The 17,564-nt window shown below is 69.5% G+C and carries 13 protein-coding genes; 10 read left to right on the top strand and 3 right to left on the bottom strand.

Annotation, left to right across the window (positions count from 1 at the left end; translation table 11 throughout):
- The 6 genes from ACEVFP_RS17435 (at position 1) to ACEVFP_RS17410 (ending at position 8,008) form a co-directional block, all read left to right on the top strand.
- A complete protein-coding gene (locus ACEVFP_RS17435) occupies positions 1-1,482 on the top strand; it encodes a pyridoxal phosphate-dependent decarboxylase family protein (protein ID WP_375000717.1) in 1,482 nt (493 codons plus the stop codon).
- On the top strand, positions 1,482-2,912 hold the full coding sequence (locus tag ACEVFP_RS17430) for a lysine N(6)-hydroxylase/L-ornithine N(5)-oxygenase family protein (RefSeq protein ID WP_375000716.1): 1,431 nt from the start codon (positions 1,482-1,484) through the stop codon (positions 2,910-2,912). Before ACEVFP_RS17435 ends, ACEVFP_RS17430 begins: the two co-directional genes overlap by 1 nt.
- Positions 2,909-3,541: a GNAT family N-acetyltransferase gene (locus ACEVFP_RS17425; protein WP_375000715.1), complete on the top strand. Its 633-nt coding sequence runs from the start codon at positions 2,909-2,911 to the stop codon at positions 3,539-3,541. Before ACEVFP_RS17430 ends, ACEVFP_RS17425 begins: the two co-directional genes overlap by 4 nt.
- Positions 3,538-5,454 carry an IucA/IucC family protein gene (locus tag ACEVFP_RS17420; protein ID WP_375000714.1) on the top strand — a complete coding sequence of 639 codons (1,917 nt, stop codon included), beginning with the start codon at positions 3,538-3,540 and terminating at the stop codon, positions 5,452-5,454. The genes ACEVFP_RS17425 and ACEVFP_RS17420 overlap by 4 nt, the downstream gene beginning before the upstream one ends.
- 16 nt (positions 5,455-5,470) lie before the next feature.
- Positions 5,471-7,303, top strand: a complete 1,833-nt coding sequence (locus ACEVFP_RS17415) for a penicillin acylase family protein (protein ID WP_375000713.1) — start codon at positions 5,471-5,473, stop codon at positions 7,301-7,303.
- Positions 7,304-7,465: 162 nt separating this feature from the next.
- Entirely contained in the window at positions 7,466-8,008 is a 543-nt protein-coding gene (locus tag ACEVFP_RS17410; protein ID WP_375000712.1) for a GNAT family N-acetyltransferase, read from the top strand.
- Here ACEVFP_RS17410 and ACEVFP_RS17405 read toward each other — a convergent pair.
- Both ACEVFP_RS17405 and ACEVFP_RS17400 read right to left on the bottom strand, forming a co-directional pair.
- Positions 7,968-8,798 (bottom strand): hypothetical protein, encoded by an 831-nt coding sequence (locus ACEVFP_RS17405; RefSeq protein ID WP_375000711.1) that lies wholly within the window; start codon positions 8,796-8,798, stop codon positions 7,968-7,970. The genes ACEVFP_RS17410 and ACEVFP_RS17405 overlap by 41 nt on opposite strands.
- On the bottom strand, positions 8,795-9,754 hold the full coding sequence (locus ACEVFP_RS17400) for an NADPH:quinone oxidoreductase family protein (protein ID WP_375000710.1): 960 nt from the start codon (positions 9,752-9,754) through the stop codon (positions 8,795-8,797). The genes ACEVFP_RS17405 and ACEVFP_RS17400 overlap by 4 nt, the downstream gene beginning before the upstream one ends.
- A 181-nt stretch (positions 9,755-9,935) precedes the next feature.
- Here ACEVFP_RS17400 and ACEVFP_RS17395 point away from each other — a divergent pair, with 181 nt between their 5' ends.
- From ACEVFP_RS17395 to ACEVFP_RS17380, 4 genes are all read left to right on the top strand, one after another.
- On the top strand, positions 9,936-11,396 hold the full coding sequence (locus tag ACEVFP_RS17395; RefSeq protein ID WP_375000709.1) for a class I adenylate-forming enzyme family protein: 1,461 nt from the start codon (positions 9,936-9,938) through the stop codon (positions 11,394-11,396).
- Positions 11,397-11,470: 74 nt separating this feature from the next.
- Positions 11,471-13,285: a DUF3556 domain-containing protein gene (locus tag ACEVFP_RS17390; protein WP_375000708.1), complete on the top strand. Its 1,815-nt coding sequence runs from the start codon at positions 11,471-11,473 to the stop codon at positions 13,283-13,285.
- 4 nt (positions 13,286-13,289) lie between these two features.
- Positions 13,290-14,705, top strand: coding sequence for a phytoene desaturase family protein (locus tag ACEVFP_RS17385; protein WP_375000707.1), 1,416 nt, complete (start codon positions 13,290-13,292; stop codon positions 14,703-14,705).
- Between the two features lie 46 nt (positions 14,706-14,751).
- The gene (locus tag ACEVFP_RS17380; protein WP_375000706.1) at positions 14,752-16,056 is read left to right on the top strand and encodes a PucR family transcriptional regulator; all 1,305 of its coding nucleotides are present in this window, start codon (positions 14,752-14,754) and stop codon (positions 16,054-16,056) included.
- Between the two features lie 99 nt (positions 16,057-16,155).
- On the opposite strand, the gene ACEVFP_RS17375 is transcribed toward ACEVFP_RS17380, so the two are convergent.
- Entirely contained in the window at positions 16,156-17,559 is a 1,404-nt protein-coding gene (locus tag ACEVFP_RS17375) for a cytochrome P450 (protein ID WP_375000705.1), read from the bottom strand.
- Between the last annotated feature and the right edge of the window lie 5 nt (positions 17,560-17,564).

The raw sequence follows: 17,564 nt of genomic DNA, 5'->3' as shown, positions 1-17,564 counted from the left end.
GTGAAGGAACACCTGTTCAGTGCCGAGACCATCGAGCACTATGCCACCACGATGCACCGCGGAGTCGAGGCGCTGCGGCGTCGTGTCCATGACCTGGACGGCCCGTTCTCGGGACGGACGGTGGACGAGGTGGCCCCGGCCGTCGACGCCGTGGACCTTGACGTCCCCCTCGGCGACGTGGACGCCGTGCTCACCGAGCTCGGCCCCGTCTATCTCGACGACGCCGTCTGGTTCCACGAGCCGACCTACGCCGCCCACCTGAACTGCCCGGTCGTCGTCCCGGCGCTGCTGGCGGAGGTGTTCGTCTCGGCAGTCAACTCCTCGCTCGACACGTGGGACCAGAGCGCCGGTGGAACTCTCATCGAGCGCCGGCTCGTCGACTGGACGACGCGACGCATCGGCTTCGGTGGCGCCAGCGACAGTGGGGCGGACGGCATCTTCACCAGCGGTGGCACGCAGTCCAACCTGCAGGCCCTCCTGCTGGCTCGCGGTGAGGCATTCCTGTCCGGCCACGTCGACGCCGGGGCGCCGTTCGCCGAGACGATGGGCCGGTTCAGGATCTTCGCCTCCGCCGACAGCCACTTCAGCGTGCAGAAGTCCGCCACGATCCTCGGCCTCGACGCCGACGCCGTCGTCCCGGTGCGCACGGACGCCCACCACCGGATGGATCCCACCGCGCTGGACCTGGAGCTGGCGCGGTGCCGCTCCGCGAGCCTCGTGCCGATGGCCGTGGTCGCCACGGCCGGCACCACCGACTTCGGCGCCATCGATCCGTTGCCGCAGATCGCCGACGTCTGCGAGCAGCACGGCGTATGGCTGCACGTCGACGGCGCCTACGGCGGCGGACTGCTCGCCTCCACCCGTCGACGACACCTGCTGCAGGGCATCGAGCGTGCGGACTCGGTGACGGTGGACTTCCACAAGACGTTCTTCCAGCCGGTCTCATCCAGTGCGGTGCTGGTGCGCGACGGCGCGACGCTGCGCCATGTCACCTACCACGCGGACTACCTCAACCCCCGCACCGCACGCCTGCCCAACCAGGTGGACAAGAGCCTGCAGACGACGCGACGCTTCGATGCGCTGAAGCTGTGGGTGACACTGCGCACGATGGGCGCCGACGCGGTGGGCGAGGGTTTCGACGCCGCGATCGACCTGGCCCGCGAGGGGCACGCCGTGCTGCGCGACGACCCTGACTTCGAGATCCGTGTCGCCCCGACGCTCAGCACGCTCGTCTTCCGGTACCGGCCCGACGGTGTCGGGGAGGACCTGTCTGACGAGCTCAACCCCCGGATCCGCTCGGCGCTGTTCCGTGACGGGCGGGCCGTGGTGGCGGGGACCAGGGTCGAGGGGCGTGCCTGGCTCAAGCTCACGCTGCTCAACCCCGCCGCCACGCTCGAGGACGTGTGCAGCGTGCTGGAGCAGGTGCGTGCCGCCGGGAGGGACCTGCTCGATGAGCTCCATTCGTTCCAGGAGGTCGGCTGATGAGTGAGAGTCCGTCCGGAGGTGCCGCTCGCACCCGCGGTGGGACCGTCCACGACTTCATCGCCATCGGTGCCGGACCGTTCAACCTCGGCCTGGCCTGCCTCGCCGACACCGTGGACGGGCTGGACGGCCTGGTGCTGGAGGCCCGTGACGAGATCGCCTGGCACCCCGGCATGATGCTGCCCGACGCGACGCTGCAGGTGCCGTTCCTGGCCGACCTGGTCACGATGGCCGACCCGACGTCGCCCTACTCCTTCCTCAACTGGCTCAAGCAGACGCAGCGGCTCTACCCGTTCTACATCCGGGAGAGCTTCTACCCGCTGCGCGCCGAGTACGACGCCTACTGCCGATGGGCCGCCGAGCGGCTCGGCACCGTGATGCTCGGCCGCCACGTCGAGAGCGTCGCCGTCGTGACCGGCGACGACGGCCGTGACCACTACGTCGTGGAGGCACTGACCCCCGACGGCACCGAGACCCACCGTGCCCGCCACCTCGTGCTCGGCACCGGGACGTCGCCACACGTTCCCGATGCAGCACGGAACCTCTTCGAGCACGAGGTGGCCGGGCACGGTGCCGTCCAGGAACCCGGGCCCCGCAGGGGGCCCGCGTTGCACAGCGCGGACTACCTCGACCACAAGCGGGCCCTGCAGGCCACGGGGTCCATCACGATCGTCGGCAGCGGGCAGAGTGCGGCCGAGATCTACCGCGACCTGCTGGAGGACGTCGACACCCTCGGCTACCGCCTGACGTGGGTGACGCGTTCGCCACGCTTCTTCCCGATGGAGTACACGAAGCTGACCTTGGAGATGACGTCCCCGGAGTACACGCGGTACTTCCAGTCACTGCCCGCTGAGACCCGCGACCGGCTCATCGGAGAGCACAAGCCGCTCTACAAGGGCATCAGCTCCGAGGTAGTCGACGACATCTTCGACACCCTGTACCGCAAGAGCGTCGCCGGACCGGTCACCACGGACCTGCTCACCGGCACCGCGCTCGCCGCGGTCGAGCGCCGCCAGAACGACTACGCGCTCGAGCTGCGTCATGTCGAGACCGGGGTGCCCTTCCGGACGAGCACCGAGTCGCTCGTGCTCGCCACGGGCTACCGGGCCGTCGTGCCGGGGTTCGTGGAGCCGTTGCGCGATCGCATCAACACCGACGACCGGGGCCGCTACGCCGTCTCGCCCACGTACACGATCGACGACGCGCAGACCATCCATGTGCAGAACGCCGAGGAGCACACGCACGGGTTCGTGGCACCGGACCTCGGGATGGGTGCCTACCGCAGCTCGGTGATCATCAACCAGATCGCCGGTCGGGAGGTCTACCCCGTGGAGGAGCGCATCGCCTTCCAGACCTTCGGGCCACTCACGGCCGGTGCCGGGTCCGCGACACCGCAGCAGGCGTCGGTCGGGGCGGGTGAGTGCCCATGAGCAGTCACGCCACAGCATCGCGTATCCCTACGGTGCCCGGCGTCAGCCTGGAGCCGCTCGACGTCGAGCTGCACCTGGCGATGCTGCACTCGTGGGTCACCCATCCCAGGAGCAGGTTCTGGATGATGCAGCGTGCCACCCGCAAGGACGTGCGCACCGAGTACCAGAAGATTGCCGCCGATCCGCACCACGATGCCTGGCTCGGTCGGGTGGATCGGGTGCCGGCGTTCCTCGCGGAGACGTACGACCCGCAGCACTCGCCGCTCGCCGGACGGTACGACCGGGAGCCGGGAGACCTCGGCATGCACGTCCTCGTCGCGCCCACCGACGAGCCGGTGCCCGGCTTCACCCGTCGGGTCTTCGCCGCAGTCATGGCGCACTGCTTCGCCGACCCGGCGGTGCACCGTGTGGTGGTCGAGCCCGACGAGCGCAACCACGCGATCGCCGAGATGAACGCCCGCGCGGGCTTCCTCGTCGACCGCGTCATCGACCTGCCCGACAAGCGCGCTGCGCTCAGCCTGTGCACGCGTGAACGATTCGCCGACAGTCCGTTGGGGACGCAGGGCCCGTGGGGGACGCAGGGCCCGTGGGGGACGCAGGGCCCGCGTGGCCGTCAGGAGACCGCATGAGGAGCACGCTGCCCGATACCGACCTGCCCGATGCCGGCCCGGCCGAGGCGGGACGCGCCGGCCCCGAGCCTCTCGACCTCGCCGACCACCTCACCCCGGAGGCGATGCAACGGGCCCATCGCCGGCTCGTCGCCAAGGCGCTCGCCGAGTTCTCCCACGAGCGACTCCTCGAGCCGCGACCGGTCATGACCACTGGCGGTGCCGCGTTCCACGAGGTGTGCACAGGCGGGGGTGCCGGGCTGGGGGCGGCGAACGGTACAGGCGGGGGTGCCGGGCTGGGGGCGGCGAAGGGGACCGGATCGACGTACCGGTTCCACGCGCACCGCCACGAGCTCGACCACTGGGTGGTCGACCCGTGGTCGGTGACCCGTGAGCGCGACGGCCTGGTGATCGAGCCCGACGCCCTGGAGCTCATCGTGGAGCTGCACACCGACCTCGGCATTCCTGAGCAGCTGCTGGGGACCTACCTGGAGGAGATCAGCGCGACCCTCGCGGCGGCCGCATGGAAGGACGCCCACCACGTGCTGTCCGCGGACGACCTCCTGGATGCCGACCTGCAGACCATCGAGGGTGCGATGACGCAGGGCCACCCCGCGTTCGTCGCCAACAACGGACGTATCGGCTTCGGGCTCGACGACTACCGCGCCTTCGCCCCGGAGGCCGGCCAGGACGTGCACCTGGTCTGGCTGGGGGTGCGGCGCACGTGCGCCACGCTCTCGTGCGGCGACGGTCTGGAGGAGTCCGCCCTCTACGCTGCGGAGCTGGATGCCGACGAGCGCGATGCCCTCCTGGGTCGCCTGCGCCACCTCGGTCTCGACCCGGACGACTACCTGCTCATGCCTGCCCATCCGTGGCAGTGGACCAACAAGCTCGCCGTGACCTTCGCTGCCGACGTGGCCCGCCGTGACATCGTGCCGCTCGGCGCCGGCCGCGACGCCTACCGCCCGCAGCAGTCCATCCGGACGTTCTTCAACACCACCCGCCCGGACCGGCAGTACGTCAAGACGGCCCTGTCCATCCAGAACATGGGCTTCATGCGCGGGCTGTCGCCGCACTACATGGACGCCACACCCGCCATCAACGACTGGGTGCAGGGCGTCGTCGCCTCCGACGTCGAGCTGCGTTCCACTGGGTTCGACGTCCTGCGTGAGCGGGCGGCCCTCGGCTACACCGGCGGTGTCTACCAGCAGACTCCCGGTCGCTCGCCGTACCAGAAGATGTTCTCGGCGCTGTGGCGTGAGAGCCCCGGCAGCCGTCTTGCGCCGACCGAGCGGGCCGCCACGATGGCGGCCCTATTGCACCGCGATCGGCACGGACAGGGTCACGCCGCCGCCCTCGTCCGGGCGTCGGGGCTCGACCCGGCGCACTGGGTGCGTCGTTACCTCGACGCCTACCTGCGGCCGGTCGCGTACTGCCTGTGGGCTCACGACCTCGCCTTCATGCCGCACGGGGAGAACGTGATCCTGGTGCTCGAGGACCACGCTCCGGTGCGCATCCTGATGAAGGACATCGGCGAGGAGGTGGCGGTCCTCGACGACGGACCGCTCCCGGAGGGCATCGAGCGCATCCGGACGGCCGTGCCGGAGGGGACGCAGGCGCTCAGCATCCTCACCGACGTGCTCGACGGGTTCCTGCGCTTCCTCGCGGCGGACCTCGCCGAGGACGGGGTCCTGGACCCGGGGACGTTCTGGTCGCTGGCGGCGTCGTGCCTGCGTGACCTGCAGGCCGATCATCCGGAGCTGACCGCGAAGATCGAGCGGTACGACCTGTTCGTCGAGGCGTTCGACCACTCCTGCCTGAACCGGCTGCAGCTGCGCAACACGCTGGAGATGGTGGACCTGTCCGACCAGGCGCAGTCGCTGCTGTTCGCCGGGACCCTCGACAACCCGCTCGCGCGGTACGACGCCCGGTGACGGGCGGAGCGCACCGATGACCGTGCTCGACGTCCGCGGGGAGAGCGTGACGGCACTGGGGTTCGCCCAGGGCCGTCAGACCGCGAGCGCCCGAGGGCGTCAGCTGGAGTCCGACCGCCGGCACGTCGAGTCGGCCAGTGGCGGCCCGTGGGACGAGTTCGCTCGTCGTGCGATGCTCGCGACGACGGCACGGCTGGCCTTCGAGCGGCTCGACCGCGAGTCGGCGGCGTTCGTCGCCGCGTACGCCGAGGGCGTCGATGCCGGACTGCGGCCCGGAGACCGGGCCCGTGGTTCGTGGCAGCCGTGGACCCCGCTGGCGATCTTCGCCATGCACCATGCGTTGTTCGGTTCGATGGGCCATCAGCTGTGGCGGCGCCATGTTGCCCGCACCCTCGGGCCGGCGGCCGTCCCGGCGCTCGCGCACGAGGCGCCGGCCGTGACCGGCAGCAACGCGTTCGTCGTCGGCGGGGAGCGCACCGCGTCGGGCTTGCCGCTCATCGGTGCCGACCCGCACCGCATCCTGTCGGTGCCGGGCATCTACCAGCAGGTGCGGCTGCGCACCGACGACTTCGACGTGGTGGGGCTGACCATCGCTGGAGTTCCCGGTGTGCAGCACTTCGGGCACACCGGTGGCGTCGCGTGGGCGGTCACCAACGCCATGGCCGACACGCAGGACCTGCTCGACGTGCGGCTGCGACCATCGGGGGACGGCGATGTCGAGGTGGACCTGGGGCTCGGCTGGGAGTCGTGCGACGTCGACGGCGACGTCATCGCGACCCGGCTGGGGCCGGTGGTCCTCGGGGGACCGGACCGGGGCAGCGCGCTGGTGCTGCGGACGACGCCGTGGGTGGCTCGCGACCTCGGGTTCGGCGCGCTGCTGCCGCTGCTGCGCGCCCGCACGGCGGACGACGTGTCCGCGGCGCTCGAGCGATGGGTGGATCCGGTGAACGACGTCGTCATCGCCGACACCGGCGGCACCGCGCTGCGCCGGGTCGCCGGCCTGGTGCCGCGACGGGTCGACGGCGACTGGATCGGCTGGGTCGAGCCCGCGGCGCAGGCAGTGCCGAGCGACGGGTTCGTCGTCTCGGCGAATCAGCGGCGGGGGCGCGGCGAGGAACACCGTCGGGAATCCCGGTCTGGGGGCGCCGACTTCGCGCCGCCGCACCGGGCCCGGCGGCTCGAGGAGCTTCTGGCCGACCGCGGTGGGTTGGAGGTCGCCGACGCGGCCGAGATCCTCGTGGACACGGTGCTCCTGCCCGCCGTCCACTGGCAGGACCGGCTGCGGGAGGTGGCCACGACGAGCGAGGCTGCCGAGGCGCTGCGGGTCCGCCTCCTCGGCTGGGACCGGCGGATGGACACAGGCTCGGTGGGGGCGGCCGCCTTTGCGGCCGTGCGGTCCGCGCTCGTCGCCCTCCTGGCCGATGATCCTGCGCTGTCTGCGCTGCGCGCGGAGTCCGGGCTGCCGGCGCTGTTCGATCCGTGGCTGGCCGTCGAGCCGCGGATCGCCCTGGCGCTGGATCGCTGGATGACCGACGGTGCGCCGTTCGGGCTGGACCTCGTGGCCCTGCTCGGGCGCTCCGTCCACGACGTCGCAGCACGGGGACATGCCCAGACCTGGGGTGGGACCCACGTGTTCCGTCCCGAGGTGGGTGAGGCCGTCGCGCTCGGCGGGGACGAGAACTGCGTGCTGTCCACGTCGAGCCTTCCCGGCATCACCGACGAGGTGTGGCGCGGCCCAGTGGCTCGTCTGGTGTGGAGCCTCGCCGACCGCTCGGAGAGCAGGTGGACCGTTCCTGATGACCTCTGTGTCTGGGCGGCCGATGGCACGAGCGCGGTGGGGCAGCCATGAGCGGCCCTCACCGCAACGGCCCTCCACCCACCCCGGTTTCCCACTGCTCACCACGGCTTGCAAACCGTGGCGAGCAGGTGAAAGCCGGGGGAGTGTCCCTGATTCCCATGAGTTCCTGGGAATCAGGGGGCCTGTGAGTTCAGCTCGGAGGGTTCGACGTTCATGACGTTCACACTGCGCCCCGTCGAGCCGGCGGCCGATGCTGCCCTCATCCACTCCTGGGTGAGTCAGGAGCGGGCGTACTTCTGGGGCATGACCGAGAAGTCGTGTGACGAGGTGCGCGACATCTACGCCTACCTCGACTCGTTGGAGACCCATCATGCGTACCTCGTGCACGACGACGATGCCCCGGTGGCCATCTTCCAGACCTACCAGCCGGAGCACGACCCCGTGGGCGAGTGCTACGCCGTGCAGGAGGGTGACCTCGGCGTGCACCTGTTCATCGCCGCGGGCGAGCGCCGTCCGGGGTTCACGGCCTCACTCACCACGTACCTGCTGGGCGTCGTGTTCGCCGACCCTGCCGTGCGTCGCGTCGTGGGTGAGCCGGACGTCCGCAACCAGAAGTCACGCCGCCGCGCCGAGCTCGTCGGCTTCGAGCCCGGTCCTGTGATCGACCTCGGCCACAAGCGGGCTCAGCTGTCGTTCCTGCAGCGGCCGCAGGAAGTCAGTCCCCGCGGGGCACCTCCCGAGTCACCAGGTCGGTGAGGTCTGACTCGCGGACCCGCAGGTCGTGCCAGCTCGGTCCCATCTCACGCGAGCCGTCGACCGCACGCTCCAGCATGAGGGTCGCGACGCCGTCGGTGACGTCGAGGACGCGACCTGGCACGCCGTCGTGCACCACGAGCGAGATCCGCTCGTACAGCTCGCACTCCGAGGTCGGGACGGTGCGTCGCGATACCCGCGTCTTGGTCCACTCGAACCCCTCTGGAGGGTCCTCGTCCTCGCCGGTGCGCACGACGAGGTGCACGTCGTCGGCACCTTCTGCCGCCCGCGGCCCGGCGTCGCCCGCCAGTGGCGTCGTGACCCGGTCGGTGGCGTGCTCGAACGCCGCGATGACATCCAAGTTGCCCCAGCGGGCCCGGAGCCCGATCTCGCTGGCCGGCCAGACGGGTCCGCGCACGTTGCGCCACCCGAACGCCGGCGTGTCGTAGTAGCTGATGACGTGCCGGGTCCCGTCGGCCTCCAGGCGCCAGTACGACGCCCCCGACGGCACGCGGGTGGGGGCCAGCTGCCCGTCCGCGACGTCGAGCACCGGGAGGTCCTCGGGCAGCAGCAGGAAGTCGACGAACCGACCGACCGTGCGTGTGTGCCGCCCACGACCCGGCGCCCCCGCTGGGCCGTCGGCGGGATCCGGATGACCGAAGGCCGCCCGCGCCACGTCGGCATCGGCGAACGTCGCCTCGGACTCCGGCAGCACGGCGCCGGCGATGACGTCCAGACCCTCCAGCAGCAGCCCGGTGGTCTGCGCCGGGGTGAGGAGGTGGAACCAGCTCACGGGAGCAGCAGGACCTTGCCCGTCGCGCGGCGCTCGTCGATGGTCTTCAACGCCTCGGCGGTCTCCTCCAGCGTGAAGGTGGCGCCGATCGGTGGCGTGAGTGCGCCGGAGGCGACATGGTCGGCGACGGCCTCCCACTCACGCCGGACGTGACCGGGACGCCCCAGCGCATAGGCGCCCCAGCCGACACCCACGACGCTGATGTTGTTGAGCAGCAGCCGGTTGACCTTGACCTCGGGGATCTGTCCGGCGGTGAAGCCGATGACGAGCAGACGGCCGTCCTCGTTCAGCGACCTCAGAGAATCGGTGAACCGGTCACCACCGACCGGATCGACGACGACGTCGACCTTGCCCGAGGCCTTGACCGAGTCCAGGAACCCGTCGGCGAGGAGGAACTCGTCCGCCCCGGCGTCAAGGGCCACGGCGCCCTTCTCGGGCGTCGACGTCACGGCCACGACGCGGCCGGCGCCGAACGCCTTGGCGACCTGGATGGCCGCCGTGCCGACACCACCGGCAGCACCGTGCACCAGCACGGACTCGCCCTTGGCGAGCCGTCCGCGCTCGATGAGCGCGAAATAGGCGGTGAGGTAGTTGAAGGGCAGCGCGGACCCGACCTCGTAGGAGACCGAGTCCGGCAGGGCGAAGACGGAGTCGACGTCGGCCACGGCCAGCTCGGCGAACCCGCCGATGAGCGGCAGCGCGGTGACGCGGTCACCGGCGGCAAGGCCGGAACCATCGGGGGCCGAGACGACCTCACCGGCCACCTCGGCACCGGGCACGAACGGAAGCTCCGGCTTCAGCTGGTAGAGCCCGCGGGTCTGCAGGACCTCGGGGAAGGCGACGCCGGCCGCGTGGACTCGGATCAGCACCTGGCCGTCGCCGGGAGTGGGATCGGGGACCTCTTGCACCTCGACGGCGTCGGGTCCGTCGAGCGATGTGATCTGCACGGCACGCATGGCCCGAGACTACACCTGCGACTAAGCGGCCGCTTAGCGGCAACAACGCGGATGCCCGCCACCCGGCACACGTTGTGCACAGTGCACTACTCCCGACCGCAAAGTTCATCCTCCGTGACTGAGGACTCAGGAAAAATTGGCCGATAGTGTCCTGAGTCACTCAACAGGATGCAAGGTAGAGGTGACGGAGTTGAACTACTTCCCATGGGTCTTGGCTGATCGCTTCGCGGATGCTCCTGCCCTGCGCGACGAACGCACCGAGCTGACCTTCGCGGAGCTGGATCTCCGGGTGGCCGCGGTCTCGACCCAGTTCGCCGCCGAGGGGATCGGGGCCGGGGACGTGGTCGCGGTCATGCTGCCCAACCGGGTGGAGCTCGTGATCTCGATGTTCGCGGCGTGGCGCCTCGGTGCCGCGGTCACGCCGGTGAATCCGGCCTTCACGGCGGTCGAGGCCGACCACCAGATCACCGATGCCGGCGCTGGGCTCCTCGTCACAGGTGGTGAGGAACCGCGTCCGGGCATCCCGACCATCCCCGTCGCCGATCTGGCCACCGAGCCCGTGGGCGCCGTCGGGGACCCGGCTCCGGTCGCGCCCGCCGACCTCGCCCTGCTGGTCTACACCAGTGGCTCCACCGGTCGGCCCAAGGGCGTGATGATCACCCACGCCAACACTGAGGCGATGACCGCGACGATCGGGCAGGCCGTCGAGCTCGACTCCATCGATCACTGCCTGCTGGTGCTGCCGCTCTTCCACGTCAACGCCATCATGGTCAGCCTGTTGGCCACCCTGCGCGTCGGTGGGCAGCTGTCGATCCTCGGGTCGTTCTCTGCGTCGACCTTCCTCGATGCGGTCGAACGGCTGCGGCCGACCTTCTTCTCGGCAGTTCCGACCATCTACGCCCTGCTGGTGACCAAGGTCGAGGAACGAGACCCGGACCTGTCCTCGCTGCGGTTCGCCGTGTGTGGGGCCGCGCCGGCCACCCAGGAGCTGCTGGCCGCGTGCGAGAAGGCACTCGGTGTGCCGATCCTGGAAGGCTACGGGCTCACCGAGGCCACCTGTGCCTCGGCGTTGAACCCGCTGCACGGCCCCCGGAAGGCAGGGACCGTCGGTCCCGCGCTACCGGGTCAGCGCCTGCGCATCGTCGACGCGGAGCTCCGCGACGTCTCCACGGGGCACAGCGGTGAGGTGCTGATCAGTGGGGCCACCGTGATGGCCGGGTACCTCGGCCAGCCCGAGACAACCGCACAGACGATCGTCGACGGCTGGCTGCGCACCGGTGACGTCGGCCGGCTCGACCCAGATGGATATCTGACGTTGGTCGACCGGATCAAGGACATGATCATTCGCGGCGGAGAGAACCTCTACCCCAAGGAGATCGAGAACGCCATCGGCAGCCTGCCCGACGTTCTCGAGGTTGCGGTGGTGGGTCAACCGGATCCGGTCCTCGGAGAGGTTCCGGTCGCGTTCGTCGTGCCCTACCCCGAGGCCAACCTCACGGCCGAGGAGGTGAAGGAGCACTGTGCGAGCCACGTGACCCGGGTCAAGGTCCCCGCAGAGGTCACGATCCTCGCCGAGATGCCGAAGAACCCTGTCGGCAAGATCGACAAACCGACGCTGCGTCGGACCGTGTCCTCGGCGTAGCGCAGCGCCTCGCACCCATACCGGCGACGCCGCCTGTTCTTGTCACCCGAGTTGGACGTTCACAAGGAGTAGAGATGGGATTCATGCAGGGAGACCTACCTCCCGTCGATCCGGCGAAGTTCGGATCGATGCCCACGATGGACCGGATGAAGCTGCTGGCCCAGCACTGGATCGACTACGGATTCGGTGCACCGAAGATCTTCCACACCTTCTACCTGGTGAAGGGAGCCTTCTTCTTCATCGGCGGCTGGCTGGTCATCGGCCTCACGACCACCGGCCTGCCCCTGTGGGACCTGGGCGCTTGGTGGGGCGAGCTGATCGTGCTCCAGAAGGCGATGCTCTGGGTCGTGCTGTGGTCGGCCAGCGGCTTCAACGAGTCCTGGGGGCCGCTGGCCTTCAAGTTCACGCCGATGACCGCCGCGCACCGGTACTGGATCCGTACCGGCACGCTGCGGCTCCCACCGTGGCCCGACAAGATCCCGCTCACCAAGGGTGATGAGCGCAAGGCCATCGATGTCGCGCTGTACATGACGATGTTGGGAGTCCTGGCGCTGGGCATCCTGCAGTCCGGCGAGCAGAACGCGGCCGCGTACAGTGACGTCGGTCTGCTGCCGGCGTGGCCGTTCATCACGTACATCGCCCTGCAGCTGGTCCTCGGCCTGCGTGACAAGGTGACGTTCCTGGCGTCGAGGCCGGAACAGTACTCAGTGGTGCTGCTGGGCTTCGGCGCCCTGGCGGCCACCTCAGGCGGGGCCGTCGACATGATCATCGTCGCCAAGATCGCCATGTTCGCGGTCTGGTGGTGTGCCTTCCTGTCGAAGATCGGCGTGCACTTCACACCCACCGTGCAGACGATGCTGAACAATGCGCCGTTGAACAAGTCGAGGGCGTTCCGCCGGGGCCTGTATCGCAATGCACCCGAGGACATGATGCCCTCGAAGCTGGCCGTCTTCTTTGCCCACGTGCTCGGCACGCTGGTGGAGTTCACGTTGCCACTGGTGATCCTGTTCTCCAGCAACTGGACGATCACCCTGTTGGCCACCTTCGGTCTGATGTTCTTCCACGTGTTCATCTACTCGATGTTCGCGCTGGCGATGCCACAGGAGTGGAACCTGTTCTACTTCTTCTACACCCCCTTCGTGTTCCTGGGGTTCTTCAACGGCGACGGTTACGCGCTGACCGACGCCTCCAGCGTCTGGATCGTCGTCGCAGCAGCGGTGCTGGTCCTGACCGGGCCACTCGTCGGCAACTTCCGTCCGGACAAGGTGTCGTTCCTGATCTCCATGCGGCAGTACGCCGGCAACTGGGCCTCGGCGATGATGGCCTTCCGTGTCAACGGCGCCGAGGCGAAGCTCGACAACCCGAACTTCGTCACGTCGATCCCGAGCCACCGCCACCAGCTGTACACGCTGTTCGGTCCGGAGGTTGCGGAGATCTTCCTGCAGAAGACCGCTGCCTTCCGCCTGACGCAGTCCCAGGGACGCGGGCAGATGTCGGTCATGATGAACCATCTCGATGACCTCGACAACTACCAGTTCCGCGAGGGCGAGATGATGTGCACGCACTTCGTCGGCTGGCAGTTCGGGGACGGGCACCTCTTCGACGAGTTCACCATCGCCGCGATCCAGAAGCGATGCCACTTCGCGCCCGGCGAGTGGATCTCGGTGTGGACCGAGTCGCAGCCACTGCACAAGAAGACGCTGGAGTACAAGGTCATCGACGCCGCACTGGGTGTGGTGGAGCGCGGCTACTACACGGTGGCCGATGCTGTCGCGCAGCAGCCGTGGCTCCCGGACGGCCCGATAGACCACACGGTGACCTGGCGGAAGGACGGTTACGAGCCTGGCATGTTCGACCGGGAGCACGCTGCAGAGACAACGGTCGGCTAGATCGATGCCGACCGCCATCGTGGTGGGCAGCGGCCCGAATGGTCTGGCCGCTGCCCTCACCCTGGCCGCCGGCGGGGTCGACGTCACGGTGCTCGAGGCGTCCAGCTCCGTCGGCGGCGGCACCCGGTCCGGCGAGGTGACCCTGCCGGGGGTGGTGCACGACGTGTGCTCGGGCTTCCACCCGCTCGCAGTCGACACCGCGTTCAGCCGGACGTTCGACCTGGGCTCGCACGGGCTGCACTGGGCACGCCCGCCGGTGCAGTACGCCCACCCGCTCACCGGTGGTGCGGGGGCGGCCGTCTGGTCCTCGGTCGATCAGACGGCCGGCGACCTGGGTCGCGACGGGCCGAGCTACCGGCGGCTCTTCGGCGCACTCGATGAACGATTCGATCGCATCGCCGAGGAGTTCCTGCAGCCGATGCTTCACGTCCCGCGCCATCCGTTGGCGCTGGCCCGCTTCGGCGCCTACGCGGCCCTGCCGGCCACGACGCTGGCCAGGCGCTGGCGTACCGAGGAGGCCCGGGCGCTGTTCGCCGGGGTGGCCGCCCATGCGTTTCGGCCGTTGGGTTCGGTGATGTCCTCGGCGATCGGTCTCGCTCTGGGCACCGCTGCCCACACCTACGGTTGGCCTGTGGCCGTGGGCGGGTCGGAGCAGATCTCGGCAGCCATGGTGAGTGCCCTGGTCGACCACGGCGGGCGGATCGAGACCGATGTGCAGGTGTCCTCCTACGACGAGCTGGACGGTTCCGACATCGTGATGCTGGACACCGCGCCGGCGGCGGCCGTCGAGATCATGGGCTCCCGTCTGCCTGGACGGGTGACGCGGGCCTATCGCCACTTTCGCCACGGGCCGGGAGCCTTTCAGGTCGCCTTCGCCGTCGACGAGGGCATTCCGTGGGCCTATGAACCTGCGCGGAGGGCCGGGACGGTGCACGTGGGCGGCGACCTGGAGCAGATCGCGGCAGCGGAACGTCAGATCTGGCGAGGGCGGATGCCTCGACGCCCCTTCGTCCTGGTGGGGCAGCAGTCAGTGGCCGACCCGCAGCGGGCCGCCGACGGGGTGCACCCCGTCGACGTGTACGCGCACGTGCCTGCGGGATGGTCCGGTGACGCGACGCAGACCATCATCGATGGGATCGAGCATTTCGCCCCGGGGTTCACGGCGCGGATCCGGGCCGTCGAGTCGCGCTCGCCCCGTGAGATCACCGCGCACAACGAGAACTACGTGGGCGGCGACATCATCACCGGAGCCAACACACCGCGCCAGCTGGTGTTCCGCCCGCGGGTCGCGCTCGATCCGTACGCCACCGGAGTGCCCGGGGTGTTCCTGTGTTCGGCGGCCACGCCCCCGGGTGCCGGCGCGCACGGCATGGCCGGTTGGAACGCCGCCCGGTCCGCGCTGGCGTACGTGAACACGTAGAGTCGATGGACCGACCAGTCGTGGCGATCGAGCAGGATCGGTAGGCATGGACCCAGCCAGACCGCGCAGCATGTTCACCGAGTATGCGCGAGGCACGCAGGACGTCTCCGCGCGGACACAGCTCGTCGGGCGCCGACTGCGCGAGAGCATCGACGAGGTCATCGACGGGATGAACCGTGCCATCGAGAGCGCGATCGACGAGCTGGACCAGGACGTCGTTCGCATCCCGCTGCACGCGAGCGTCGCCAACAACGTCGAGGTCATCGTGACCATGCTGATCGAGCAACGCGACGTCACCGAGCTTCCGCCCGTGCCTGCCGCCACCGCGTACGCGGTGGCCCTGGCCCGGAACAACGTGTCGGCGGCGGCGCTCCGCCGGGCCTATCACATCGGCTCGGACCACCTCCTGGCGCACATCTTCGACGTCGTGCAGGACCTGGACTGCGGTTCCGCCGAGAAGCTGCGCCTGTTCCACTACTTGGCGGGCTGGACCTACAAGTACGTCGACGCGATCACCCGCACCGTCATGAGCGCCTACGAGCAGGAGCTGCGCGCGTCGAGGGCCAACGTCGCTCACACCGCGGCAGCATCGGTCGAGCGGGTCCTCAACGAGCACGACGTGGATCTGGCGGAGTTCCGCACGGCCACCGGCTACGAGCTGGCCCAGGTGCATGTGGGTGGGCTGATGTGGATCGGCGACACCGGTGCGGCCGCCGATCAGATCGAGATCCTCACGTCGCTGGCACACCGCCTCGGCGAGCGAATCGGGAGCAGCACGGTCCCTCTGGTCACGGCCATCGACCGAACTTCGGTGCGGGTGTGGTTCGGCCGGAAGAACGATCCGACGCCGATCACTGCTGAGCAGATGGTGACGACGGTCGACACCATGGTCGGGGCCCGGGTGGCCCTGGGGTCACCGGCCCGCGGACCTTCGGGGTTTCGGGCGACGGCACAGCAGGCTGAGCAGATCGCAATCATCCCGCAGGTCTCGCGTGCCGTCGGCGCGCACGTCGTCTCGCACGCGGACGAGGCGATCCCGATGATCGCCTTGGCCGCGGCTGACATCGAGGCGACGCGACGCTGGGTGCTTCAGGTCTTGGGTCCGTTGGCGGCTCCGAGCGAGGCAGGGGAGCGCCAGAGGGCCACCCTGCGGGCCTACTTCGACTCCGGTGGGAACATCACCGAGACGGCCAAGAGCCTGGTCATGCATCGCAACTCGGTGAAGTACCGGCTCGACCGGGCGCAGCAGGAGCTGGGCCGTACGCTGCATGATCGGACGCTGGATACCCGGATCGCGCTGAGCATGTGCCGGACGCTGGGCACCGCCGTGCTCACCCCGGCGGACGCATGAGGCTTTCCAGCGGGGTCGCACGATCACCGAACATCGTGCCGAGCCATCGCGCGAGCCGCGTCATCGCCATGCCGCGCCGATCGTGGCTGCCATGCCCGCTCAGCGGCGATGCAGGACCAGCGGAGCCTTGTCGTGGGGGACGTTGGTGATGTTGCGCAGGCGCGGACCGGTGGGCCGCTCGGCGTGCACGTCGAAGCGTTGCAGGACCTCGCGCAGCACGACGGTGCCCTCCATGAGGGAGAACGCGGCACCGATGCAGCGCCGCACCCCGCCGCCGAACGGGATCCACGTGTTCGAGGCGGGCTTGCCGTCGACGAAGCGGTCGGGCCGGAACTCGTGCGCGTCGGCGAAGCTCTCCTCGCGCGAGTGCGACAGCATGATCGACGGCGCCACGGTGACCCCTGCCGGCAGCCGGCGCCCGCCGACCACCTGGTCGCTCTGCAACGTCCGCGCCACGAAGTCGATGATCGGGTGCAGCCGCATGCCCTCCTTCAGGCACGCCTCGAGGAACGCGTCGTCCCCGGACTCGGCGGCAGCGACCGCCCTCGCGTGGAGCTCTGGCGCCTTGCCCAGCTCGTGCAGCGTCCAGCTGAGCGCCGACGCCGTGGTCTCGTGCCCGGCCAGGAGCAGCGTCACCAGCTGGTCACGCATCTCGACGTCGCTCAACGGTGCGGTTCCCTCTGCCGCCCCGGGCCCGGCACCCCCGCCGGTCGTCGCCTCGCCATCGTCAGCCTCGCCCACGTGCAGCAGCCGCGACAGCACGTCGTCGCGCCCCGTGAGGTCATGAGCGGCCCGGCGTTCGGCGATCTCGGCGAACAGCAGCTCGTCGACGGCCTTCTGGTTCTTGAAGTAGCCCCGCCACGGAGGCACGTGTCGCAGCTTCGGCATCATCCAGGACAGCAGGATCCACGCATCGATGTCGACCATGCGGTTGACCTTGGGACGCAGCACGGCCAGCCGGTCCTCGTCGGTGACGCCGAACACCACCTGCAGGATGACGTCCAGCGTGATGGCGTTCATCCGGTCCAGCGTCACGATCCGGTCCCCGTCGGACCAGGAGTCGACCTCTGCCTTGGCGATGGACTCCACCAGTGGGACGTAGCCTCGCATGGAGGAGCCCATGAAGGCCGGCATCAGGAGCTTGCGGGCGCGCTGGTGCTCCAGGTCGTCGGTGAGCAGCACCGAGTGCCGGCCCATGACCGGCCTGAGGATGTCGTTGCCCTTTCCGGCATGGAACTGCGCCGGGTCGGCGGCGAAGATCTCCTTGACGTCCGCCGGGTCGCTGAAGATCACGAACTCACGAGGGCCGGGGTGGATCCGGATGGTGAAGGTGTCGCCGTACTTGTCGTGCAGCCGGGGGATCAGCGAGCTGCGCTCCCGCATGAACGCCATCGTCGTGCGCCAGGACGCCGCTCCCGGGCCGTCCGGCATGTCGTAGGCGTCCATGGCTCCTCCACCCTGCAGGTTTCCCACGAGACCGCTCATCTCCTGCGTCGAGCGCACGAAGC

Origin of the sequence: Aeromicrobium sp. CTD01-1L150 (assembly GCF_041951745.1) — a bacterium.
Taxonomy (GTDB): domain Bacteria; phylum Actinomycetota; class Actinomycetes; order Propionibacteriales; family Nocardioidaceae; genus Aeromicrobium.
This window is presented reverse-complemented; position numbering and strand designations above follow the sequence as displayed.

What these genes read in the sequence shown, in the direction of transcription:
- ACEVFP_RS17390 (WP_375000708.1), top strand. Translation starts at nt 11,471, where the DNA reads ATGGGATTCATGCAGGGAGACCTACCTCCCGTCGATCCGGCGAAGTTC.
- ACEVFP_RS17430 (WP_375000716.1), top strand. Translation starts at nt 1,482, where the DNA reads ATGAGTGAGAGTCCGTCCGGAGGTGCCGCTCGCACCCGCGGTGGGACC.
- ACEVFP_RS17380 (WP_375000706.1), top strand. Translation starts at nt 14,752, where the DNA reads ATGGACCCAGCCAGACCGCGCAGCATGTTCACCGAGTATGCGCGAGGC.
- ACEVFP_RS17425 (WP_375000715.1), top strand. Translation starts at nt 2,909, where the DNA reads ATGAGCAGTCACGCCACAGCATCGCGTATCCCTACGGTGCCCGGCGTC.
- ACEVFP_RS17385 (WP_375000707.1), top strand. Translation starts at nt 13,290, where the DNA reads ATGCCGACCGCCATCGTGGTGGGCAGCGGCCCGAATGGTCTGGCCGCT.
- ACEVFP_RS17415 (WP_375000713.1), top strand. Translation starts at nt 5,471, where the DNA reads ATGACCGTGCTCGACGTCCGCGGGGAGAGCGTGACGGCACTGGGGTTC.
- ACEVFP_RS17410 (WP_375000712.1), top strand. Translation starts at nt 7,466, where the DNA reads ATGACGTTCACACTGCGCCCCGTCGAGCCGGCGGCCGATGCTGCCCTC.
- ACEVFP_RS17420 (WP_375000714.1), top strand. Translation starts at nt 3,538, where the DNA reads ATGAGGAGCACGCTGCCCGATACCGACCTGCCCGATGCCGGCCCGGCC.
- ACEVFP_RS17400 (WP_375000710.1), bottom strand. Translation starts at nt 9,754, where the DNA reads ATGCGTGCCGTGCAGATCACATCGCTCGACGGACCCGACGCCGTCGAG.